We start from the raw sequence: 24120 nt of genomic DNA, 5'->3' as shown, positions 1-24120 counted from the left end.
TTTAACTATCCTATTATATCAAATCTTTAAAGTGACTCGTATCATTTAGACAATCATTAGAAAAAATGATAAATTATAATTAAGAAAACAACGAGGGAGACGAAATTATGGCAGGCCATTCAAAATGGAATAACATTAAACAACGTAAAGGTGCCCAAGATAAAAAACGCGGTAAAATCTTCCAAAAGTTATCGCGTGAAATTTATATGGCAGCAAAACAAGGTGGCGGAGATCCAGATACGAATCCAGCACTACGTTTAGCTATGGACCGTGCACGTTCAGAAAATATGCCTAAAGACAACATTACACGTGCAATCGACAAAGCAACATCATCTGGCTCTGGTGAAAACTACGATCCAGTAATGTATGAAGGATACGGCCCAAGTGGTGTCGGTATTTTAGCAGAAGCATTAACAGATAACCGTAACCGAACAAACACAAACGTACGTATCGCATACAATAAAAACGGTGGAAACATCGGTGAAGCGGGTTCTGTAAGTTATATGTTTGAACGTAAAGGATATATTGTAATCGAACGTAGTACGACAGAAGACGATGAAGAAACAATGTTATTAGAAGTGCTTGAAGCAGGTGCTGAAGAGTTAGAAACGAGCGATGAAGTATTTGAAATCTTCACTGAACAAGCAGACTTCGCACAAGTGAGAGACCATTTAGAAGAAAAAGGATACACGTTAGCACAAAGTGAATTAACGATGATTCCGATGAATACAGTCGCATTAAGCGATGAAGACTATGAAATTTTAGAAAACATACTCGACGCGCTCGATGATGATGACGACGTAACTGACATCCATCATAACGCAGTACGTGCAAGTGAAGAATAAAATAGAAATTCCACTTAAGTTTAGTAGCTTAAGTGGAATTTTTTTATATTATAAACTCTCTTTTTATACATAATAAATTCAAAATATCATCATTAAAATTTAATGTGAATTCTGTTAAAACACACTCCCTATTTTGAAATAAAAAAGAAATAATACCCATTTTTTATTACTAAGCGCTAACAACTCAATGAGAATTCAATGAAAAGTATTGAGTGTTAATTTTCTTTTCTCTATATTAAATGTGCTCTCGTATTGATATAGAGCACATTATATCTAAAAGTGATAACACTTGAAAGCGAATGATTTTATTGAAATTTTTATTGATACTGATTTTGTATCCAGCAATTATGTCTATGTACTGGACAATCGGATCTTCCCTTTACTTTATTAGGTATGAGTTATTTTCAAAAAGTCGACCGATTCCATCAGATTTAAAAGGAATCACATTTGTCGTCGCTTGTTTTAATGAACAAGATACGTTAGAAGAAACACTTACATCCCTAGTACATCTCGATTATCCTTTAAAAGAAATTATTATGGTCAATGATGGGAGCACTGACTATACAGCTGCAAAATTAACTGACTTAAAAAGTCGCTATGATTTTAAATTTATTAATTTAAAAGAAAACAAAGGTAAAGCAAATGCATTAAATGAAGCGGTTAAAGAAGCATCGTATGATTACGTTCTATGTATAGATGCGGATACTGTAATTTTTGACGGCGCACCCCAGTATATGATGACACATATGTTAAACGACAATTCGATCGGTGCAGTTACAGGTAACCCAAGAATTCGTAATAAGGACTCTATGCTTGGAAAAATACAAGTCGTTGAATACGCGAGTATTATTGGTGGTATTAAACGTGCACAAAGTTTAGCAGGTGCAATCAACACTGTTTCAGGTGTATTTACATTGTTTAGAAAAGAAGCACTAGAAGACGTCGGTCTGTTTGATACGGATATGATCACTGAAGATATCGCTATGTCTTGGAATCTGCATTTAAATGATTGGAAAATCCTTTACGAGCCACGCGCGATGTGTTTTATGCTCGTTCCTGAAACGCTTGGTGGTTTATGGAAGCAAAGAGTGCGTTGGTCTCAAGGTGGTCATGAAGTTATTATTCGTGATTTTAAAAATATTATCAAAAAGGGACAATTCCCGCTTTATCTATTACTGTTAGAATCTCTACTTTCAATTTTATGGATTTATATCATATTGCTAACATTGTTCTTTACAGTAATGAGGTTAGATTTACTAAATATTTTTAGTGTTAGAGAACAATTAAGTTTACTCGTCATCAGTGCTTTAATATTAACGTTCTTTAATATTATTCAGTTTTTAGTCGCTTTATTTATCGACGTAAAGTACGAACGTAGAAATATTATTGGCCTTCTCTTTTTAAGTTGGTATCCAACGGTTTACTGGCTAATTAACGGTCTCGTCGTATTGTTTGCATTACCGAAAGCACTAAAGCGTAAGAAAGGAGAGTTTGCGACATGGACAAGCCCAGACAGAGGAGACATCCAGTAGTACACTCCAATCTGAACCTTTTAAGAGAAACAATTCTTTATGTGAGTTCTATTCCATTATGGCTATATTGTTTATTCGTTATTTACATTACATCTATGACACTTTTAAATATTAATACAGAGTTCGTACAGCTCGCTAGAATCTCAATGTCTATCAGTCGTACAGATTATATCGATATGTTTAAATCCGTGTTTTACTTCATAATTGTTATAGTAATTTTCTTCGTTGTGAGATTTATTCAATCGTTTAAAGAGGAAAAATTATGAAGAAATTGTGTATAGCTCTACTACTTACATTCATGATATTTATGAATATACCAAACGATGTCAAAGCATCTGAGGAGTGTCTCGCGTTAAATTATCATCGCATCCGTGAAGAAACACTTCTATATAAATTGCTCAAAGTCATTGCACCAAACAAAGAGCAAGATATCTATAGTGTCACAACTGATGAGTTTGAGCGGCAGATGAAATGGCTCGTAGATCACGATGCAACGTTTGTTAATGCAGAAGAGTTAGAATTTTACTACGAAAAAGGAGAATTCCCTAAGCGATGTGTTTGGGTGAATTTCGATGATCTGGATGATACGGTTTTAAATGCTGAAGAAATATTGAAAAAGTATGATATAAAAGCTACAGGTTTTGTTATCACTGGCCAAGTCGGTAACGATAATTATTTAAATTTAACTTTATTAGATCTCGACGGTTTAAAGAAACTCTATAAAACAAATCGATGGGAATTTAGCTCTCATACAAATAACTTACATTTCATGGATAAACATCATAAAACCATTTTAAATAGAACAGAAGATCAAGCGTTAACAAAAGATATTAAAACGAGTAATGCTTACCTTAAAAAACATTTTAACGAAACCAATCATCGACTCGCCTATCCGTATGGCTATGTCGATGATTCCAAATTAAGTGCGATTAAAAGTGCAGAAATTGTATACGGCTATTCACTTCAGGAAGCACCTATTCGAACAGACAGTCATCCTTATTATTTGCCTCGCATTTTAATTACAGAATCTTCGTTTAAAAAACTTGTGGAAGAATGGGATGAATTTAAATGAAAAATAAGAAACTAGAGCTCGTATACGTACGTGCAATAATATGTACTTCGATTGTATTAACGCATATTTTAACGTCTTATACAATACAAGAAGCGACGGAGACAGTTGAGTATGAATACTTATATATCATACGAAATATATTTATTTTTGGAGTGCCATGTTTTTTAATTTTAAGTCAACTACTGGTGACTGCAAGGTATGATTATATACCTTATAACTTTATAAGAAAAAGAATTGTTTATGTGTTTATACCGTACTTTTTTGTCGGCATTTTATACGCTTATACTATGAAATATGGCAGTGATGAGAGTTTCATCGAAATCTATAAAGATGCTGTAATCATCGGAAACTGGTACGGGTATTTTATTATCATATTTTTATTTACGATTTTACTCAATTTACTTTTTAAAAGGATACCTCTAAAAATATTCGGAAATATTTGGGTCTTGTTTAGTGCACTCATAGTCCAAGTCGTGTTCTTCTATGTAAGAAATCACTATGACTGGTTCCAAGAGTTTTTAATACATGACTATCCATTAAATGAGCACACGTTCTTTCTAGGCTGGATATTCTACTACTTTTTAGGTGGCTTTATTGGCTATCATTATGATAATGTAATCAAGTTCTTAGAGGATTATCTAGTGATCGTCATCGCAGCTTCAATATTAGCGTTTGTCATTTTCGTCATGTACTTTAACCACGATTACTATACAGTTCAAAGTTTTGCAGGAAAACTCATACCGTATAATACAATGATGTTTTTCTTAGTACTCGGAATAGCGATTCATTGTAATACGATTGCTTATTCTTACGTCGTATTTGTGTCGCATTTCTCATACCAAATTTATTTACTTCATCCGTTATATTTAAATAGCGTGTATGACGTCACTCGACCATTTGTAGATTCAACACTTGCATTCATATTAATAACACTGTTCGTTGTTCAAACAAGCATCATCGGATTTTCAATATTCGTTCATACATTCTCAGTAACACGAATTTTATTTGGTACGAGAGATTTTAAATATATATTTAAAGAAATAGATGCAAAATATCTATCATAAAAAGAGCTACTTCCCATAAAATTTTGGGAGGTAGCTCTTTTCATTTTCATATGTCAATAATCCAATAAATTAAAAATCACTCAGTTTATCTATTTTGTTGTAGAGACTAGTCCACTGAGATTTAAGATATTTAGTTGATTCATCAAATAACTTTTGTCTCGCATCATTTTGTTCATCATCATATTTTTTACGTGTAAATTCACCCTTGTACTCCAAAGGAAACTGACCATTAGGTGGACTAAAAGTGTCGCATTCATATATTTTAATCGGTGTCATTTTGGTTTTATGATACAAATCATTTGTATATTTTATAAGATGATCTGTATTTTCAATTTCTGACAGTCTGAATTCAAGTAAATTTTTCGCTTCCAGTGCTGGATAAGTCAACTCAAAATAATTTTCACTTATTGATTGTAAGTTGTTTTTATAACCCTCCTCATCTCGAATTCGATGAAGTAAATTATTGTATACAACCTTCTTTAGTTCACTGACTTTTAATAAGTAGTCACTAGTTAACTGTCTGATATCCTCAATTCTCTCTTTTTGAGACTCAACAATAACCTTCACTTCTAACTCTCTTGTATGTTGTTCATTCAATTGCTTCAATTGCTCAGCGAATTGTTGTCTTTGTTGTTCTATTATCTCTTTATGTCGTATATTGGTATCTTCGATTTCACGTTCTCTAAATTTCGCCATTTTCAAAAATTGATAAACACTAAGGAAAAGATTTATACCAACTAAAATATATAGTAACCAGTGTGAAGAATTGCTACTTACTAAAGCTTCTGAAGCTTGTACTCCTGCATTCATGAAAACACTCCTTTAAATAATTAATCATCTCTTTATAATAAAGTTGATTTTCTTATCAAAATAATGTCGTTATATTATTTTGCATCAAATTAAATAATTTAATTTTATACAAATCCCTTTTGTATTAAAGCACCATTCATTTCGTTGACAATTAAGCCTTTTGCGTAAACGAAACAGACACCTTCTTTATACAAATCGTTTTTATATAAAATTAATAAAAACGATTTTACGCAAAACTCATTTGCGTAAACTTAATCCTTTATTTCTCTTTTTAAGGTTTTAAAAATGATTAACAACGCACCGAGAATGACTGGTCCTGCCATTAATTTTTGAAATACTGGATCATTTGGCATAATAGAAGTAAAACTATTGAGAAATACATATATGATGATTAAAAACAGTACGACTACATCTACGAATTTCATAAGTCACCTTCTCTTTATGTATATTTAATAAGTAAACATTAATCAATGTTGATATTTTATCCTCTTAAATCTATTATATACAATTTACAAACTTTAGGGTAGTATATTGTGATTTCCATAAAAAATACCGTCCTTATACTAGGACGGTATTTATATTATTCATTCACTTATTGTGCTTTAAATTGTTTAAGCATTTCTCGTACTTCATCTGTATTTTTAGTGCTTATTAATGCGTGTCTTAACTGACTCGCTCCTCTAAAGCCTTTGACATATATTTTAAAGAATCTGTGTAACGCTTGAAACGGACGTTCTTCGAGTTCTTTTGAGTATTTGTCATGTAGATCTAAGTGCAAATAGAGTAGTTCGAGTAATTCGTCGCTTGAATGTTCTTTCGGTTCTTTTTCAAAAGCAAATGGATTATGGAATATCCCTCGCCCAATCATCACACCATCTACTCCATATTTTTCAACGAGTTCTAAACCTGTTTTACGGTCAGGGATATCTCCGTTTATTGTGAGTAACGTATTCGGTGCGATTTCGTCTCGTAATTGTTTAATTTCTGGAATTAGCTCCCAATGTGCGTCAACTTTACTCATCTCTTTACGTGTACGTAAATGGATAGATAAGTTCGCAATATCTTGTTTTAAAATATGCGTTAGCCACGGCTTCCATTCGTCTATTGACGTGTACCCAAGTCTCGTTTTTACACTTACTGGAAGTCCCCCAGCTTTTGCTGCTTCTATTAAATCAGCTGCAACGTCTGGTCGTAAGATTAGACCACTTCCCTTGCCGTCACCAGCGACATTTGGGACTGGACATCCCATATTTAAATCGATCCCTTTAAATCCTGCTTTGGCCATACCGATACTCATCTCACGGAAGAACTCCGGTTTATCACCCCAAATGTGTGCAACCATTGGTTGTTCATCTTCAGTAAATGTTAAACGACCACGCACACTTTTATTACCTTCAGGGTGACAGTAACTTTCAGAGTTCGTAAACTCTGTAAAATAAACGTCTGGACGAGCCGCTTCTCCAACGACATGTCTAAAGATGACGTCCGTCACATCCTCCATCGGTGCAAGCACAAAAAATGGTTTCGGAAGATCGTTCCAAAAATTCTCTTTCATCTATCGTTCAATTCCTCTCAAACACAGTTAAAATACTAATTATTATAACGTAATATTGTACCCACCAGTTATACCATAAATTTGTCCTGTCGTGTAGCTACTTTCTTCACTACCTAAAAGTACATAAACTGATGAGAGCTCTACTGGTTGACCAGCTCTACCAAGTTGTGAACCTTGTCCAAATGTTGGTATTTTACCTTCAAGTTGCCCACCGTCTAATTGAAGTGGTGTCCAGATTGGACCAGGAGCGACTCCGTTTACTCGAATTCCTTTTTCACTAAAGTACTGAGCGAAGTTTACGACTAAGTTTGAAATGGCACCTTTTGTCGCTGCATAATCCAGTAATTGTTTAGATGGATTAAATGACTCAACAGACGTCGTTAAAATAATAGATGCACCAGGTTTTAGATGTTTTTCAGCTTGTTTAATTGCTTCAAACATACTAATGACGTTCACTTGAAATGTGTTTTTTACTTGTTCGATTGATAAATCTTCTAACTTCTCTTGAGCGAATTGCTCTGCTGAGTTTAAAACTAAAACGTCTAATCCACCAAGGGCTTCTACAGCATCTTCTACTACTTTTGCCGCTTCTCCGTCATTACGAAAATCTGCTTTTAAAGTCACAGCTTTTTGACCTAAATTGTTAATGAAATCCTCAACTTCTTTAGCATCTTTTTCTTCACCTGGAAGATATTGAATGGCAACGTCTGCACCTTCTTTAGCATATGCGATTGCTGCCGCACGTCCAATACCTGAATCTCCTCCAGTAATGAGTGTTTTTAACCCTTTCATACGACCGTGTCCTGTATACGTTTCTTCACCAGTATCAGGAACTGGTGTCATTTCAGTTTGTAACGCAGGTCCTTTTTGATTTTGATCTGGAAAATCATTATATTCAAATTTTGTTCTTGGGTTTTGTAAATGTGTCATGAAAAAACTCCTCTTTTAAAATTTACTTATTCTATACCCTATTTTTTTAATTTTAAAAATGTTTCTCGTAGTCTTTCATATCATGTAATATATAATTAATAAAAACTAAAGAGTGAAGCCTATGATATTAAATGTTCAACCGAAAACGCAACTTCTCCCTTTCCCAATGATTATGGGGTGTGAGTCAACAGTTGCATCGATGCTTTTAGAATATAACGGCATCAACTATTCACCAAAAAAACTTGCTGAGCTAATGCCAAAACATGCGGATGATCCAAGAATTGGATATGTGGGGCATCCGAGCTTTTTATATTTTAACGTACATCAAACGATTTTCCCAAGACCGCTCGGTCAATTTTTAAAATCTTTTGATGACAAAATTGTTGTACATTCTAAAATGACGATGAAAGAGATTGAAGACGTACTCGATACGAAGCAACCGATTATTATGCTTCCAACGAATAATTTTAAACGTCCAAAGTATAAGACGTTTCAGTTATCAACAGGATCTTTTAGAACGGTATCAAATATACATGCGATCCTTTTAATCGGATACGATGAACAACACTATTTCTATATCGATCCTATATTATTTCAGTTTAAATTTTTACATTTACCAGCATTATGGCCAAGTAAACGTCAGATTTTTAAAATACGTAAATCGAAATTTTATAAAGGATATGTAAACGGTGAAAACGACGTTGTATACAGGGAGGTCAGTCTACATGAATAAAACATTAAAACACGTCTGGCCAAAATTTAAGTACGTGTTAATATTTGCGATCATTTTAATCGTTACGAATTTACTATTTAAAGAAATTCGAACAATTAACTTTAAAGAAACGATTAAAGAATTTCAAAATCTAGATACGTTAAGCTTTACGGGTATTGCACTCATTGGGATTTTAGCAATTTTTTCTTTATCTCTATATGATTTACTATTACGACGTGCAGCACACATAGATTTACCCGTTCGCACTGTTATTATTATTAGCTTTATCGTTAATGCGCTCAATAACTTAATCGGATTTGGATCGTTAATCGGCAACGGTATTCGTATTATGATGTATCAACCGAAAACTGAAAATAAAAATCTAATTAAATATATATCACTCGTTTTATTATCATTTGTGAGTGGGCTCGGTATTTTTAGTATTTGTGTCATTACAAAAATGATTGATATTTCTCACTATAGTTTAGAGTACAAAGGTGCTCAACTATTAATGTATGCGATGGCTCTTTTTGTTATTGTTTTTATTTTATTCACGATATTGAAACCGATCGGAACAGATCGACTATTTGGTATTAAAGTCGTTTCTATCTCTACAATTGATTGGATTTTAGCAAGTGGAATTTTACTGATTATCTTTAAATTACTGGATGCTGATATGTCATTTAGTTTATTCTTTGCGGTATTTACGATTTCATCGATTATCGGATTACTCAGTATGATTCCGGGTGGATTAGGTGCATTTGATTTAGCATTTATTTCACTTTTAAGTTCACACGGTATTCCGAGCGAAAAAATATTACTTGCATTATTAATCTATCGATTTGTCTATTACATCGTACCGTTTATGATCGCGTTAACACTCATTATGAGTAATTTACCGACGATTATGAGTACATATATTAAAGACAACGATTCTTATACGACACATTTAATACAGTCATACGTTAAACATATACCAAGCGCAGTGACAGCGATTATTTTACTCATCACAGCGTTCGTACATTTAACAGGTAGTGTCATTATCTTATACAATATATCATTTGACCATTCGTCAGTGTCATTCATCATGTATACAGTAGTAATCACCGGTGCAATGTTGCTTGTTATATTTTCATACGGAGTGTTTAAACAGTCGTTACGTGGTATGTTGATGGCCCTAATCGGTGCAGCAATGCTATGTGTCGGTGTGTTGTTTACTTACGGAACTGTCGTCAGTGTTATATGGCTTGTCACAATTATCGTCATGCTATTTAACCAGATGAAAAACTGCCGTTACATCATATATCCACTAGAACCAAAGCGATATGGATTATTATTTATGATGTTCGTGTCAGGTTCAGTATATACGTATTTTATTTCACGCATATCTCTTAAAGAATCATTTAAAAGTATAACACTCGTTGAATCTATAACTTTAATGACCGTTGTGCTCGTTGGATTAGCGATTCTTTTATCCGCAATTTTAAAATCTCGTATTAAACGTGAACTCGGTCAATTACTCGGTCAATGTATTGATAAAAATGATGTTCGTGAGATTTTAAACACATATGGTGGGAACTATTTAAGCCACCTCGCATTTAGCGATGATAAATATATATTTAGTAATGAAACTAAGAACGCCTTTATTATGTTTAGTATCACGAAAGACCGTGCAGTTGTTCTCGGAGATCCTGTTGGAAACGAGGATTCTTTTGAAGACTTATTAATGGAGTTTTACGACACGTATCAACCACTCGGATTGCGCATCGTATTTTATCAGGCACAGGAAAAATATTTGCCGCTCTATCATAATTTCGGTAATGTGTTCTTTAAGCTTGGTGAGGAAGCTGTAATCCCGTTAGATAATTTTACTTTAAGTGGTAAAAAGCAGCGCGCATTCCGTGCGACGATGAATAAATTTGAAAAAGAGGGATACTCTTTTGAAGTCGTAGACACGTTATCTGAAAAAGATTACAACGCATGTTTACGTGTGAGTAATCATTGGCTCGGTGTAAAAAATGAGTTGTCATTTTCTGTCGGTCAATTTGAAAAAGACTATGTAATGGCTGCACCAGTCGGTTTAGTGCGTGACGAAATCTATAACGTCGTCGGATTTTGCACTTTCATGCCTGTCGATGACGAACGACTATCCGTCGATTTAATTCGTTGGAGCCCAAATGTCGACTTACCAATGATGGACGTTTTATACATTAACATGCTACTTTACGCACAAAATCATGGCTATAAATACTTTAATATGGGGATGGCGACATTATCTAACGTCGGATTAAATAAATACGGTTACTTACGAGAAAAATTTGCAGCAATCGCTTATGAAAAACTCGGAGACTACTATAGTTTCAGTGGTTTACGTCATTATAAATCTAAATTTAAACCACATTGGGAGACACGATATTTAGTGTATAAAAAATATGACTCGATATTATTAAATATTATTCGAGTTCTTCAAACAATCCATAAAAAATAATCTCAAGTTCAATTGAACTTGAGATTTTTTATTCATAAATTTATGGGAATTTAGGGAATTGATCAAAGTCTGGTGAACGTTTTTCTTTAAACGCATCGCGACCTTCTTTTGCTTCATCTGTCGTGTAGTAAAGAAGCGTTGCGTCACCAGCGAATTGTTGAAGCCCAGCGAGTCCATCAGTATCAGCGTTCATCGCTGCTTTTAAGAAACGAAGTGCTGTTGGTGAATGTTGCATCATCTCTTCACACCATTTCACTGTTTCGTCTTCTAAATCTTCTAGTGGTACAACCGTGTTTACTAAGCCCATGTCTAACGCTTCTTGTGCGTCATATTGACGGCATAAGAACCAAATTTCACGTGCTTTTTTATGTCCTACAATACGTGCTAAATAACCTGAACCGTAACCAGCATCAAATGAACCTACTTTTGGTCCTGTTTGTCCAAATCTTGCGTTATTCGCAGCAATTGTTAAATCACACACAACGTGAAGTACGTGTCCACCACCAATTGCATATCCAGCAACCATTGCGACAACTGGTTTAGGCGTTACACGAATTAAACGTTGTAAGTCTAATACGTTTAAACGTGGGATTTGGTCGTCTCCAACGTATCCACCGTGCCCGCGTACTTTTTGGTCTCCACCTGAACAAAACGCTAAGTCACCTTCACCAGTTAAAACAATCACAGAAACGTTCTCGTCATCTCGCGCGCGACTCATCGCGTCGATCATTTCTGAAACAGTTAACGGTGTGAATGCGTTACGCACTTCCGGTCGGTTGATCGTAATTTTAGCGATACCGTTATAAAATTCGTACTTAATTTCTTTATATTCCTTTAATGTTTTCCACTCACGTGTCATTGTTTTCCCTCCGATAAAAATTCGTGGCATAGTTTTACGAATGTCTCTTTATTTTCAAGGTGGACGTTATGGCCACACCCTTTAAATATATGTAAGCGACTATTTTTAAGTTGCTTATTCATATTATCTCCAATTTTAACAAACTTTTCATCTTTTTCACCGGCGATAATTAAAACGTCGTTATCTTTATTTAAATCGTCCCAATAATGTGGCTGAATACCTGTTCCGTATTTACGTAGACTATCTGCTGCTTCAATATTATTTTGACTCAGTCTTTCTTCTCGTTGCAATAAAAAAGATTTTTCATCTAACAGTTTTTGACTTTGAAATAACGGTAACTCTTCCCATTCATCTATAAACGCTTTAAAATCTGTTTCAAGTCGCTCTCTACGTGATTCGTCGATTTTAATACGCGCATGTCGTCGGTCTACTTTACTCATTCCTGGCGACGTGGATTCTAATATAAATTTAGAAAATCGTTCACTATAATTTGCAAGTAGTGACACTGCAACACGCCCGCCCATCGAGTATCCGTACACATGAACATGTTTTAAATGTAATGTATCGATAAGCTGAACAATACTTTTAGCAATATGATTCATATCATAATCAATACCGACACTTTTCGTTTTCCCAAAGCCAGGTAAGTCTATAAGTAAAGTGTTCACATCAGTAAATGCTTTAGCAAGTTTTCTCATAGAACGTAAATCTGATAAAAAACCGTGTAAAATGATTAGCGTTTCGTCGTGACCATGATCATTAAATTCATAATTAAAATTTAACATGTTGAACGAGTGCCTTTACCTTTTGTTTTAAATCATTATGCTGCTTTACGTTATCTTCACGGTCTGTTTTAATTTCAATGAAGTTACGACCTTTTTGATTTAAAATTTCCTCTGTTAAATCATCTACGGATTTAATTAAATGATAATTAAATCCATATAATTTCGCTGCATGTGAAAAGTCTAAATCAAGCGGTGTTCCAAACAATCTCTCGAAGTGTATGTCGTGCTCTTTTTGAGGTAAATAACTAAAAATATTACCGCCATTATTATTAAAACAAATGACTGTGCCGTCTATCTCTTCAAGCTTCGACATGACAAGACCATTAATATCGTGGTTTAATGACACGTCTCCGATAATTAACGTCATCGGCATCTTCGTTCCAACACCAAATGCCGTTGAGACAACACCATCTATACCGTTTGCTCCGCGATTTGCTAATATATTTAATCGATTAAATACATCATACCGTTCAAAGTCACGAATCGGCATACTACTTGAGACGAATAACGTTCGATCATTATTAGTTCTTTTAATAATTTCATACATATAGCGTCCTTCGTCGTCATAGTTTTCAATTTCATCATTGATCAACTGCTTAATATCTCTATCGACTTCGTATAGTACATCCACTGAATGATCCGATTCAATGAGTAACGCATCTAACGTTTGTTTAACGTCACCAACATAAGTGACGTCTGGAGTTTTCGGAAATGTTTTAACATCGATAAACTCACTTATTAATATTTGTTTTAAAGACGTCTGTTTTAAAAATTGATTTGTCGATTTGGACGTCACCGCTTCACCGATACGTAATATAAAATCAAACTGTGATTCTAATTCATTACGTTGTTCATCTGTTAAATTCATAAATATTAAGTCATGTGTTGTAACAACACGTGATAACTTCGTGCGCTCACTGACTCTTGGGTCCATTATAAACGTGAGTTGCTTATACTTTTCAAAGTCAATCTTTTCTAAACTACAGTCCGTTTCACCAATAATGACTAATCCATTTCCTAGTAACGGCTCTATATTCGATTCTACAGTAATAGATTCTTGAATGAGTTGTTCTCTAAAAAAGAAATCTGTTCGATTTATATTTGGCATTAACGGTTCACGAACCGGAATATTAATGTGTACAGGACCTTTTAAAATCCCGTCAAAATACTGACTCGCTTGAAGTACACGATCTTCAACGTGAGACATATTATATTCACTTTCGTCAGCAATCGGAAGTTCTGTTTCAAATTTTACATAGTTCGAAAACATATTCGTTTGTTTAATCGCTTGTGGTGCGCCGACATCTCTTAATTCATGTGGGCGGTCTGACGTTAAAACGACTAACGGAATGTGCATTAACCCCGCTTCAGACACACTCGGTACGTAGTTTGCTGCTGCTGTTCCAGAAGTACATAGTATGCCGACTGGTTGTTTTGATGCTTTACTTAACCCGAGCGCAAAAAAACCTGCACCACGTTCGTCTGGGTGAATATATGTTTTAATATGTGGATGACATTCACATGCGATCGCAATTGGTGTCGAACGAGATCCTGGACTAATGACGATTTCTGTCATCCCTTTACTGTATAACGCGTCGACTAACGTAAAAATTTGTTCAGTTAAGGCTTCTTGATGATTCATTCTAGCGCCTCCAATACATCTAACATCGGTCTAAATTTCGTTCTAGTCTCTTCGTATTCAGATTCTCCTGTAGATCCTTTCACAATTCCAGCTCCAGCATAAAGCGTCGCACTTTTACCTGTAATGCGCATCGAGCGCAGTGCTACTGCAAACTCAGCTTCGTTAGACTTTGAAATGACGCCAATAGGTGCTGCGTATAATCCACGCGTAAAGTATTCTTTTTCCTTTATATATTCTAACGCACGATCCTTTGGTAACCCTCCGACAGCAGGCGTTGGATGCAAGGCGTGTAAGACGTCGAACAAGTTGCTTTCCTTATTAAGTGTCGCTTCGATTGGTGTATATAAATGATAAATAAATTTATTTTCTAATATACGCGTATCGTCATAATAAACTGAACATGTATAAGGTTTTAAGTCTTCGACGATTGAATCCCTGACGACGATATGTTCAAAGTGGTTTTTTTCATCGTTTAAGAAATCTTTTTTATTTTGTTCGTTTACCGTGTCGTCATCTTCTCTACGAATCGATCCAGCGATTGCGTGCGTCGAGAGTTTTTCATCTTTTAAGTAAAATAGCTTCTCTGGTGTTTTAGAAACGAACGTCGACGTCCCACGTTCATAAAATATCTTGAAAGTATCTGACTCTACTTTTAAACGGTTAATTAAAAAATTTGGATCAATTTCATTTTCAAATCGAATAAGTAATTCTCTCGATAAAACGACTTTTTCAAAGTCATCATCTAAAATGTCCACTGTATTGTCAACAAGTGCTTTCCAAGCTTTTGGATAAATTTCATGATGGCTCGATATTTCTGGAAATCTGAAGCGAGGCTCTGCCACTTCGATTCCACGCAACGTATTCACGATTAATTCAGCTAAATTTTCTGTTTGAAGGTCTTCTTTCTTTAAAATAAGAAACGCTTCCTGATTGTGTAAATCAAATTGCCATGATGCAAGGATAAACTCGACCATTTTAAAATCGATCCATTCATCAGTCGTTTTTTTATCGTCAAAACGTGTGCCACCAAATAAGTGGATATCCCCGACTAATCCATCATTTAATTTAACATGTTGAATATTATTAAATAGGCCATTTTTTTGAGTGTTTAAAATGTCCGCATTAAATTGTTTACGATTAATTGAATCGATATAGTCAACACCTATTACGTTAATATCCGCTTCACGTGATTTAAACCAGTATCTTTCGCCTTTTTTATGATTAAAGTGCATAAAGATTTTGGACGGCGTTATATCGAAATCTTTCGTACTAAAATGTAATGCCAAATATGATGTGTTTGAATCTATACCAATCTCATCAATAAGTGATTGCGAGGACTCAATATGCATTATACTCACATTCCTTTAATATAATTACTTTATATTTTATCATCTTTCCAAAAAACTGTGTACATAGTTCGCCATAAAGTATGATAGAATGTTGTACAGTTATCTTTAAAAGGAGATTTAAAATGCAACATGCAGATGTTCTTACCGGATACAAAAAATATATTAGTTTAACACGTCCTCATACATTGACCGCGGGATTTGTCCCTGTGTTTGTTGGGACAGCGGCAGTACTTCCATTTGGAAATGTAAACTTTTTAATGTTTTTCTTAATGTTAACTGCGACAATTTTAATTCAATCCGCAACAAATATGTTTAACGAGTACTACGATTTTAAACGTGGACTCGATAGTGCAGATTCTGTTGGAATCGCCGGTGCCATCGTACGAAATGGTATTACACCGAGACGTGTGTTAACTTTCGCACTTACATTTTACTTTATTGCAGCGATTATTGGATTATACATTGCATACGAAACTTCTTGGTGGTTACTCGTCATTGGTGGTATATCGATGGCTGTCGGATACTTATATACAGGCGGGCCAATCCCTATTTCTTGGACACCTTTTGGTGAAGTATTTTCAGGAGTATTTATGGGACCTGTCATTATTCTTATTACGTTTTACATCCATTTACAAGAATTACATATGTTTCCATTCGTATTATCTTTACCAATTATGATTACAATCGGCTTGTTAAATATGTTTAACAACATTCGTGATCGCGTAAAAGATGCACAAAGTGGACGACGTACATTCGTCATTCTCGTAGGTAAAGATACGGCTACTCAAGTCGTTAACTTTTTACTAATACTATGTTTTGCATTCGCAATTATTATGGCTTTTACAAATTTATGGCCATCATTATTTTTACTTTTACCGTTACTTTCATTTAAATTGTATAAAAAAACAATGCAGCTTTTAAGAGACGGAGATTCACCAGTAGAGCTCATTACAGCGATGGCTGCGATGGGCAAATTCAACACGATTTACGGTTTATTACTGTCAATAGGCGTATTATTATACGGTTTATTTATACATTAACCATTTACTGAAAATAGCTATAAATTTAATTTGTTCTCATATATACTTAAACTATTCACACAATTTGGAGGGCATAATAATGAGTTTTAAACACTTTTTAGTTGCAGGTGCAGCTTCTACATTACTACTTACTGCTTGTAACACTGATGATAACAAAACAAGCGAAAAAGAGAATGGTACAGAAGAAACTGCAACGACAGAATCAAACGAATCAGTAGTTAAAGACGTTGACGTAAGTGAAAACGACTTAAACGAAACGATTGAATATGACGGCGAGTATGGTAAATACGTAATTACACGTATCGATACTATCGATATCGAACCATCAGATGAAGAAAAAGAAGCAGATGAAAATGCTACAGCTAAGAAAGCTGTCGTCATCGAATATGAATTCACAAACAAGTCATCAATCCCTACTGCAGGAAACGAAGCATTTGCTTTAGACCTTGCGGTACGTCAGTTCTCAGAAACTGGGATGATTGCAACAGATAACTTAACATTAGATATTCCAGAAAATAGTGAATATCACGCACTTGTCAACGACTCTACAAAAACACTTCAAACAGATGAATCTACTAAAGCAGTAGTTGCATATGGTCCAGTAGATCCAGACGAAAACGAAGTGAAAGTTCAGTCTCGCGAAGACGAGTCATTACTTGATCTTGTTTTAAAATTTAAATAATAACTTTTTACAACAGTATGCTGATGATGTGCTACCCAAAAGTTGGACTTTTGGAATTAAGCAGATTGTAAGGTATGTTTCCTGAATTGTTCAGGAGACATGCCTTTTAATTTTAGCTTAATTCTATCTTTATTATAGTATCTAATATATTCATGTACTGCGATCTCTAATGCTTCATATGTCTTGAATACTTCTCCTTTTACTTCAATATCTTCTCTTGATGGGTTTGTATCTTATCAATAGTAAATTATGAAAAAAATGGTTTAAATCAATGTTCTTACTTTAAGTACATGTGTTTAACGTAAATGATAATTAGTTAAATATAAAAAGGTTATCCCAATCAATAGGATAACCTCTTTATACTTTACTTTATGGTTTGGATTCGCCACTTCAAAGAAGAAATGAAATCAGAGCATTGAATGTTCCATTTTCAAACAATATATAAATACCTAGCCCAATGAATACAATTGGTACAATCCAACGTTCATATTTCTCAATTGTTTCCGATATAAAATCGAAGGAAGCTAGACGGTAACTGACATAGCACAAAACTCCAACCATAATAAGAAAGACAATAGTGACAATAAAGATTTCAGACATATTTAAGGTCGTGAAGTACGGTATATAAATGGAAAAGTCATCCGCACTGGAAGCCAATACGATGAAAGTCATCGTCAAAAATAACTGATTAAATTTTCCAGAGGAGAATAAGGATAAAATGCTACTTTCATCTTCATCCTCTTCTCCTTTAATCCATATTTTCACGCCTAGGTAAAGTGGTAAAAGCCCAAGTAGTCCGATAACCCATTGCTGAGGAATTAAATTTACAATCCCCTGTGCAACTAAAAGACTTGCTCCTATCACAATTGCAGTCCCTATATATTGTCCTATCCAAATATGTTTTACCTGACCTTTTTTTACTTGCGAAAACAAAAGAATTAATATGACGAGATAATCAATTCCTGTTGCTACATATACCGCAGTAGCCGTCAGTATCGTCGCGACAATTTTATCATCTCCAATATTTTAGGGATAGGACTTTTCTTCAAAATGAAAAGTCCTTCCGTAAATTGCACACATATAGTACCTATTTATCCTTCACTCTCATCAGTCGCAAACTATTTAATGCTACCAAAATAGTGGCTCCCATATCGGCAAGAATCGCAATCCAAAGGGTTAGCCAGCCTGGAATAACCAATAGTAAGGCAATTATCTTAATTCCGATGGCAAACGTGATGTTCGCTTTGATGATATTTAGCGTTTTCCTGCTAAGTCTTACTGCAAATGGAAGCTTACTTAAATCATCTCCCATTAATGCAATATCAGCTGTCTCGATGGCAGTATCTGTTCCAGCACCGCCCATTGCAATGCCAACAGTGGATGCAGCAAGTGCAGGAGCATCATTGACGCCATCGCCAATCATAGCTACATTACCATGCTCGGCTTTCATTTTTTTAATATAGTCCAACTTATCCTGTGGCATCAATTCGGACTGAATATCAGAAACGCCTACATGAGCACCGATTGCTTCTGCGGTACCTTGATTATCACCTGTCAGCATAATTGTTTGCTTGATTCCTAACTGATGAAGTTTTTGAATCACATTTTTACTTGTTTCGCGGACCTCATCTGCTACAGCAATCACGCCGAGGATTGTTTGGTCCGTTCCAATAATCATGGCCGTTTTCCCTTGGTTTTGTAAAACTTTCACTTTATTTTCAAACTCAAGGCTAAAATCGGAAACATTTAATTCTTTAAAAAGCCTTGGACTGCCAATATAATAGGTTGTTCCATCTATATTCCCTTGAATGCCCCGACCTGTAATAGAAGTGAAGTCTTCCACTCTAACATCGGAATAAGTAATATTATCTTGCTCTGCTTTCTTCATTATTGCTGAAGCAAGTGGATGTTGTGATCGATATTCTAAAGCTGTAATAATGGAAAACAGCTCTTTTTCTTCCACTTGATCATTTAACACTTTAAAATCTGTTACCACTGGTACACCTTTTGTCAGTGTTCCTGTTTTATCAAATGCGATTGCCTTAATGGCTCCTAATTCCTCTAGATAGACACCGCCTTTAATCAACACACCTTTTTTAGCTGCATTTCCAATTGCCGAGACAATCGAGATTGGAGTAGAAATAACTAATGCACACGGACATCCAACTACAAGTATCGCTAATCCTTGATAAACCCAAGTATCCCAACTTCCACCAAAGAATAAAGGTGGAACGACTGCAACGAGCGCCGCAATAACCATAATGATCGGAGTATAATATTTCGCAAATTTATCTACGAATGCTTGCGCTGGAGCGCGCTCCCCTTGTGCTTCCTCAACCAGATGAATAATCTTGGAGATGGTTGTATCCTCTACGTATTTGGTGATTTTTACTTCAAGTAGTCCCTCTTCGTTAAGCGTACCTGCAAATACTTCATCATCTACCGTTTTGGCAACAGGGACAGATTCTCCTGTTATAGCAGCCTGGTTGACAGCCGACACCCCATTTATAATGATCCCATCCATGGCAATTTTCTCCCCTGGTTTGACGATCATAATATCACCCACGGCGATATCGTCCACATGGATCATTATTTCCTGACCATTCCGCCTAACAAGTGCTTCTTTTGGAGCAATATCCATCAATGAACGAATGGACTGTCTTGCTCTATCCATAGAAAAACGTTCAAGTGCTTCACTGATTGCAAAGAGAATGACAACAATGGATGCCTCTGCCCATTCACCAATGATGGCAGCTCCAATAACTGCAACGGTCATAAGGGTTTTCATGTCGAAATCAAAGCGTATCAAATTATGAAAACCAACTTTAAATAGTGAATATCCGCCAATTACAATCGAACTTACAAATAACATGGAAGTTACAAGGTTATCTTCTCCATTTACAAAGTGAGAAAGGTAACCAAAAGCAATCATTAATGTGGCAAACAGCAATGTGCTGTGCTTTTTATAAAACGGTATTTTCTCTTCTTTAAGAGCCTTAGTGTCTTCTTTGACCGCTTGTATCGATGGATTCGCCAGTTTTTCAGGAATTACCTTAAGATTCTCGAAAGCACCTGCTTTTTCAAGCTCTTCAACCGATGCATTTCCATATACATCAATTTTGGAAGCTCCGAAATTGACTTTAGCATCATGCACCCCTGGTAGTTCTTTTACATTTTTTTCAAACTTCCCAGCACAGTTTGCGCAAGAAAATCCCTCCACACGGTAAACATTTTTATCTTCTGTTACCACTGGTTCGACCCGTCTTCTAGTCTTCTCTGGTGCCACTTTAAGATTCTCGAAAGCACCAGCCTTTTCCAGATCTTCAACAGTTGCACTGCCAAAGACATCAATTTTGGAAGCTCCGAAATTGACTTTCGCATCATGCACCCCTGGTAGTTCTTTTACATTTTTTTCAAACTTCCCAGCACAATTCGCACACGAGAAACCCTCCACACGGTAAACCTGTTTATCTTCTGTTAATGTTTTTGTTGAACTATCCAATACTAGCAACCTCCCTTTGATGCAAGAAAGCTTTTTCTACAAGCTGTTTAACATGCTCATCATCTAGTGAATAATAGACTAATTTTCCTTCTTTACGGTATGTTGCTATACCTAAATTTTTCAACAATCTTAAATGATAGGATGCCGTAGCCGTTGAAGATTCAATGATATTCGCTACATCACAAACACATAACTCTCCCTCTAAAGATAAAACATAAGCAATTTTAACCCTTGTATCATCTGACAGAGTCTTAAAAACTTTCGCTACATCCATAGGATTCTGTTTAGCAAGCTCTTTTTTAGCCCTGTTTACCTTATCTTCGTGAATACAGGTAACTTCACACATATCTTTTGTCATAATTATCCTCCTTATTCAAATGACTATTTGTTTGATGATTATAATATATCATACCATAAACAAATAGTCAAATGATTGTTTGAATGATATATAATTAATATTAAAAAGGATTGATTTCTAATGTTAGAAACCAATCCTTTCGGAGATTTTAACCAAATTTTAAAGTATCTTAAACATAACTGCCCTGTTAGTTTAAGTACATTTCTTCACAATTCAATTATAGATTAACTTTTAACTATTCATTATTGTACAATTCTCCATATAATTTCTGAATTTGGTTTTTTAATTTTTTATTTTCCTCCTCTAATTCCTTAACTCTTGTTTTTAAAGTCTTAACAAGAACCCCTTCAGATCGAGAGCTTTTCTCAGATTTTGATAAAATAATGTCTAACTTGTGCATTTGAATTCCTTCTTTCAAATTTTTCTACTACACTCACCGTAGTGAAAAAGTAAGTATTTTGTTTTATGACAAGTTTTTAACATATCTGGAACGGGATGCATGGACTAGTTATCCTTATGAGTATACGAATTAGGATCAACTGCATGTTTATCCTTGCATCTATCAGTGAGAGATGCGGTAGTGTCACGATCAATAACAAATACCACTGGCGAAATAGAGTGTGAGAAAACGAACGCTTTGCCTTTTTTATTGTCGGAATATGATTATACAAAATGTTGTTTTACTGACATTGGTGTCAGATGAAGGCAAATAATAAAAAGGGCTCTTCTAGGAGTACTTACATTCATATATTTATTATAGTAAGAAATATAAAAGCGAATTTCTGGAAAATATTTCTATGCTTAAGGTAAAACTACTCAATCTAAAATTTATAATTCCAATTGGTATTTAAAGTTTCTCTTATTTATCGTCAAATAGTCTTTAGACTTAAAAATAATGTAACTAGCTATACCAGTGAAATCCCTTCTAAAATTCCTACTTTCAGAACTAAATGACGTAGTCTTATCTTGTATGATTTCTAATATTTCTTCATAGGTGGTTTCTATTGATTCTTTTATAAATTTTAATTAAATCTATTTCTCTCTCTTTAAATTCAAAAGTAGATAACCCTAAATCTTCATTACTAGATTCAACTCGTTTATCAAAATAAGCATTAATATTTAAGATAAAAAGCTTATTTTTTACAAAGTATACTAAATAGAGTCCTACACTAATTAAGAAAAAACCGGTGATTAATTGAATCCAATTGGTTTGTGAGAATGATGAATTTGCTTTTATAACATCATCTATAGATTCACTTAAAAAACCTATTGTAATCATTTGATTTATATTACTCCATATGATCCAACCACAAGTGAAAGTTCAGTCTCACGAAGACGAGTCATTACTTGATCTTGTTTTAAAATTTAAATAATAACTTTTTACAACAGTATGCTGATGCATACTTTTTTTTATTTCATTAAATCCTATTACTCTATAATTTTGAAGATAAAATAAACCATTATATTTTACCAAGTAATGAATGACTGTTTGTTTTAATTTCATTAATATGGTTATATAAATAGTAAGAATATTTAGAAATGAGTGTTAATATGTTTACATTAATTAAAAACGCAGATTTATTTACTCCAAAGTCATTAGGCAAAAAAGATATTTTATTTACTCAACATAAAATTTTAAAAATTGACGATCATATCGATGTCACAGATCTTCAAAAAATGTTTACTGTTAAAGTCATCGAGTCTAATAATAACTACGTCGTTCCTGGTTTTATTGACCCACATATCCACTTACTCGGTGGTGGCGGTGAAGGTGGTTTCCATAAGCGTACACCTGAAGTTCAACTCAGTGACCTTATAAAAAGTGGTTTAACAACTGTCGTTGGACTACTCGGAACTGACGGCACGACGAGACATGTTTCATCCCTACTCGCTAAAGCGCGCGGATTAGAAAAAGAAGGTGTCACTACTTTCATTTACACAGGAAATTATGACGTACCTACACCGACAATTACAGGGAACGTTAAAGACGATATTATTTTAATCGATAAAATCATCGGTACTGCTGAAATTGCAATAGCCGATTCACGATCAGGTCAACCGAGTACGCATGAACTCGCAAAAATTATTGGAGATTCTCGTGTTGGCGGATTAATAAGTGGTAAAGTTGGTGTTACACATTTCCATACTGGGCCGGGGAAAGCTTATTTATCACAATTACATGAGGTACTCGATGAGTACGAATTACCTGCTTCAAAGTTATATGCAACACATATTAATAGAAGTAAAGAGTTAATGAACGACGCCATTACTCTCGGTAAAAAAGGGGCATTTGTTGACATTACATGTGATTATGATGAGGCATTTGGATGGGTCAAATATTACAAAGAAAATAATGGAGATTTATCACAACTGACGTTATCTACTGACGGTAATGGGAGCTTACCTAAATTTGATGACGATGGTAATCTACTCGGCTTAGACGTCGCACCAACGGATACTATTTTAGAGACAGTGAAAAGAGTCGTACAACATCATATTCTTTCATTAGAAGAAGTTTTATGTTTAGTGACAACTAACACATCTAGAGCTTTAGAATTAGAACATAAAGGAAATATCGCGAAAGACTATGACGCAGATATTTTAATTATTGATAGAGACACATTTAAACTTACAGAAGTATTTATGAGAGGTAGACAGATGATGTCACGTGGTGCTGTCATTGTAAAAGGAACGTTTGAATAATTAAATTAAAAATAGAGATGTTATGAGCTGCACCCCTAAAGTTGGACACTAAAATCCAACTTTAGGGGTGTTTTTGTATGAAGAATAAAAAGCATAGCTTTGAATTTAAGGTAAAAATAGTTAATGAATATTTAAACGAAGAAGGAGGATACAGATTCTTAGGTAAAAAATATAATTTAAACAAGTCCCTTG

22 protein-coding genes and 1 pseudogene are annotated in these 24120 nt (G+C 34.7%); 9 read left to right on the top strand and 14 right to left on the bottom strand.

Annotation, left to right across the window (positions count from 1 at the left end):
• Positions 1 to 107 precede the first annotated feature (107 nt).
• The 4 genes from HMPREF3029_RS05210 to HMPREF3029_RS05190 all read left to right on the top strand — a co-directional run bounded on the left by HMPREF3029_RS05210 (position 108) and on the right by HMPREF3029_RS05190 (position 4513).
• Positions 108 to 845, top strand: coding sequence for a YebC/PmpR family DNA-binding transcriptional regulator (locus tag HMPREF3029_RS05210; RefSeq protein ID WP_070710076.1), 738 nt, complete (start codon positions 108 to 110; stop codon positions 843 to 845).
• Between the two features lie 308 nt (positions 846 to 1153).
• The gene (gene pgaC / locus HMPREF3029_RS05205; RefSeq protein ID WP_070710099.1) at positions 1154 to 2377 is read left to right on the top strand and encodes a poly-beta-1,6-N-acetyl-D-glucosamine synthase; all 1224 of its coding nucleotides are present in this window, start codon (positions 1154 to 1156) and stop codon (positions 2375 to 2377) included.
• Positions 2378 to 2639: 262 nt separating this feature from the next.
• The gene (gene icaB / locus HMPREF3029_RS05195) at positions 2640 to 3449 is read left to right on the top strand and encodes an intercellular adhesin biosynthesis polysaccharide N-deacetylase (RefSeq protein WP_070710075.1); all 810 of its coding nucleotides are present in this window, start codon (positions 2640 to 2642) and stop codon (positions 3447 to 3449) included.
• Positions 3446 to 4513, top strand: a complete 1068-nt coding sequence (locus HMPREF3029_RS05190) for an acyltransferase family protein (RefSeq protein ID WP_070710074.1) — start codon at positions 3446 to 3448, stop codon at positions 4511 to 4513. The genes icaB and HMPREF3029_RS05190 overlap by 4 nt, the downstream gene beginning before the upstream one ends.
• Before the next feature lie 69 nt (positions 4514 to 4582).
• Here HMPREF3029_RS05190 and HMPREF3029_RS05185 read toward each other — a convergent pair whose 3' ends face one another.
• The 4 genes from HMPREF3029_RS05185 to HMPREF3029_RS05175 all read right to left on the bottom strand — a co-directional run bounded on the left by HMPREF3029_RS05185 (position 4583) and on the right by HMPREF3029_RS05175 (position 7808).
• The gene (locus tag HMPREF3029_RS05185; protein WP_070710073.1) at positions 4583 to 5323 is read right to left on the bottom strand and encodes a hypothetical protein; all 741 of its coding nucleotides are present in this window, start codon (positions 5321 to 5323) and stop codon (positions 4583 to 4585) included.
• Between the two features lie 251 nt (positions 5324 to 5574).
• The gene (locus HMPREF3029_RS09415) at positions 5575 to 5748 is read right to left on the bottom strand and encodes a hypothetical protein (protein ID WP_168165506.1); all 174 of its coding nucleotides are present in this window, start codon (positions 5746 to 5748) and stop codon (positions 5575 to 5577) included.
• 167 nt (positions 5749 to 5915) lie between these two features.
• Positions 5916 to 6878: a tRNA dihydrouridine synthase gene (locus HMPREF3029_RS05180; RefSeq protein WP_070710072.1), complete on the bottom strand. Its 963-nt coding sequence runs from the start codon at positions 6876 to 6878 to the stop codon at positions 5916 to 5918.
• A gap of 42 nt (positions 6879 to 6920) precedes the next feature.
• Positions 6921 to 7808, bottom strand: coding sequence for an SDR family oxidoreductase (locus HMPREF3029_RS05175; RefSeq protein WP_070456934.1), 888 nt, complete (start codon positions 7806 to 7808; stop codon positions 6921 to 6923).
• A gap of 121 nt (positions 7809 to 7929) precedes the next feature.
• On the opposite strand from HMPREF3029_RS05175, the gene HMPREF3029_RS05170 reads away from it, so the two are divergent.
• Both HMPREF3029_RS05170 and mprF read left to right on the top strand, forming a co-directional pair.
• Positions 7930 to 8541, top strand: coding sequence for a C39 family peptidase (locus HMPREF3029_RS05170; protein WP_083302062.1), 612 nt, complete (start codon positions 7930 to 7932; stop codon positions 8539 to 8541).
• The gene (mprF, locus tag HMPREF3029_RS05165; protein WP_070456937.1) at positions 8534 to 11008 is read left to right on the top strand and encodes a bifunctional lysylphosphatidylglycerol flippase/synthetase MprF; all 2475 of its coding nucleotides are present in this window, start codon (positions 8534 to 8536) and stop codon (positions 11006 to 11008) included. The genes HMPREF3029_RS05170 and mprF overlap by 8 nt, the downstream gene beginning before the upstream one ends.
• A gap of 40 nt (positions 11009 to 11048) precedes the next feature.
• Here the strand turns inward: mprF and menB are convergent, their stop codons facing one another.
• The 4 genes from menB to HMPREF3029_RS05145 are packed head-to-tail and all read right to left on the bottom strand — an operon-like array spanning position 11049 to position 15643.
• Positions 11049 to 11867 (bottom strand): 1,4-dihydroxy-2-naphthoyl-CoA synthase, encoded by an 819-nt coding sequence (gene menB / locus HMPREF3029_RS05160; RefSeq protein ID WP_070710071.1) that lies wholly within the window; start codon positions 11865 to 11867, stop codon positions 11049 to 11051.
• A complete protein-coding gene (gene menH / locus HMPREF3029_RS05155) occupies positions 11864 to 12652 on the bottom strand; it encodes a 2-succinyl-6-hydroxy-2,4-cyclohexadiene-1-carboxylate synthase (RefSeq protein WP_068130696.1) in 789 nt (262 codons plus the stop codon). The genes menB and menH overlap by 4 nt, the downstream gene beginning before the upstream one ends.
• Positions 12639 to 14294: a 2-succinyl-5-enolpyruvyl-6-hydroxy-3-cyclohexene-1-carboxylic-acid synthase gene (menD, locus tag HMPREF3029_RS05150; RefSeq protein ID WP_068130695.1), complete on the bottom strand. Its 1656-nt coding sequence runs from the start codon at positions 14292 to 14294 to the stop codon at positions 12639 to 12641. Before menD ends, menH begins: the two co-directional genes overlap by 14 nt.
• Complete coding sequence (locus HMPREF3029_RS05145; RefSeq protein ID WP_070710070.1) at positions 14291 to 15643, bottom strand: isochorismate synthase; 1353 nt, start codon at positions 15641 to 15643, stop codon at positions 14291 to 14293. Before HMPREF3029_RS05145 ends, menD begins: the two co-directional genes overlap by 4 nt.
• A 122-nt stretch (positions 15644 to 15765) precedes the next feature.
• Between HMPREF3029_RS05145 and HMPREF3029_RS05140 the strand changes: the two genes are divergently transcribed.
• The gene (locus tag HMPREF3029_RS05140) at positions 15766 to 16683 is read left to right on the top strand and encodes a 1,4-dihydroxy-2-naphthoate polyprenyltransferase (RefSeq protein ID WP_070710069.1); all 918 of its coding nucleotides are present in this window, start codon (positions 15766 to 15768) and stop codon (positions 16681 to 16683) included.
• A 79-nt stretch (positions 16684 to 16762) separates the two neighbouring features.
• Positions 16763 to 17365 (top strand): hypothetical protein, encoded by a 603-nt coding sequence (locus HMPREF3029_RS05135; protein ID WP_070710068.1) that lies wholly within the window; start codon positions 16763 to 16765, stop codon positions 17363 to 17365.
• A 56-nt stretch (positions 17366 to 17421) separates the two neighbouring features.
• On the opposite strand, the gene HMPREF3029_RS09135 is transcribed toward HMPREF3029_RS05135, so the two are convergent.
• The 6 genes and pseudogenes from HMPREF3029_RS09135 to HMPREF3029_RS05110 form a co-directional block, all read right to left on the bottom strand.
• Positions 17422 to 17574 (bottom strand): IS3 family transposase, encoded by a 153-nt coding sequence (locus tag HMPREF3029_RS09135; RefSeq protein WP_083314993.1) that lies wholly within the window; start codon positions 17572 to 17574, stop codon positions 17422 to 17424.
• A 181-nt stretch (positions 17575 to 17755) separates the two neighbouring features.
• Positions 17756 to 18373 carry a CadD family cadmium resistance transporter gene (locus HMPREF3029_RS05130; RefSeq protein ID WP_068128932.1) on the bottom strand — a complete coding sequence of 206 codons (618 nt, stop codon included), beginning with the start codon at positions 18371 to 18373 and terminating at the stop codon, positions 17756 to 17758.
• 79 nt (positions 18374 to 18452) lie between these two features.
• Positions 18453 to 20867, bottom strand: coding sequence for a cadmium-translocating P-type ATPase CadA (locus tag HMPREF3029_RS05125; RefSeq protein WP_070710067.1), 2415 nt, complete (start codon positions 20865 to 20867; stop codon positions 18453 to 18455).
• Positions 20860 to 21225 (bottom strand): ArsR/SmtB family transcription factor, encoded by a 366-nt coding sequence (locus HMPREF3029_RS05120; RefSeq protein ID WP_068128936.1) that lies wholly within the window; start codon positions 21223 to 21225, stop codon positions 20860 to 20862. The genes HMPREF3029_RS05125 and HMPREF3029_RS05120 overlap by 8 nt, the downstream gene beginning before the upstream one ends.
• A gap of 235 nt (positions 21226 to 21460) precedes the next feature.
• A pseudogene (locus HMPREF3029_RS05115) lies at positions 21461 to 21607 on the bottom strand (DUF6262 family protein); the annotation flags it as partial.
• Positions 21608 to 22213: 606 nt separating this feature from the next.
• Positions 22214 to 22504, bottom strand: coding sequence for a hypothetical protein (locus HMPREF3029_RS05110; protein WP_070710066.1), 291 nt, complete (start codon positions 22502 to 22504; stop codon positions 22214 to 22216).
• 272 nt (positions 22505 to 22776) lie between these two features.
• On the opposite strand from HMPREF3029_RS05110, the gene iadA reads away from it, so the two are divergent.
• Positions 22777 to 23928: a beta-aspartyl-peptidase gene (iadA, locus tag HMPREF3029_RS05105; protein ID WP_070710065.1), complete on the top strand. Its 1152-nt coding sequence runs from the start codon at positions 22777 to 22779 to the stop codon at positions 23926 to 23928.
• Positions 23929 to 24120 lie beyond the last annotated feature (192 nt).

It is taken from the genome of Nosocomiicoccus sp. HMSC059G07, assembly GCF_001815515.1.
Classification (GTDB): Bacteria; Bacillota; Bacilli; order Staphylococcales; family Salinicoccaceae; genus Nosocomiicoccus; species Nosocomiicoccus ampullae_A.
This window is presented reverse-complemented; position numbering and strand designations above follow the sequence as displayed.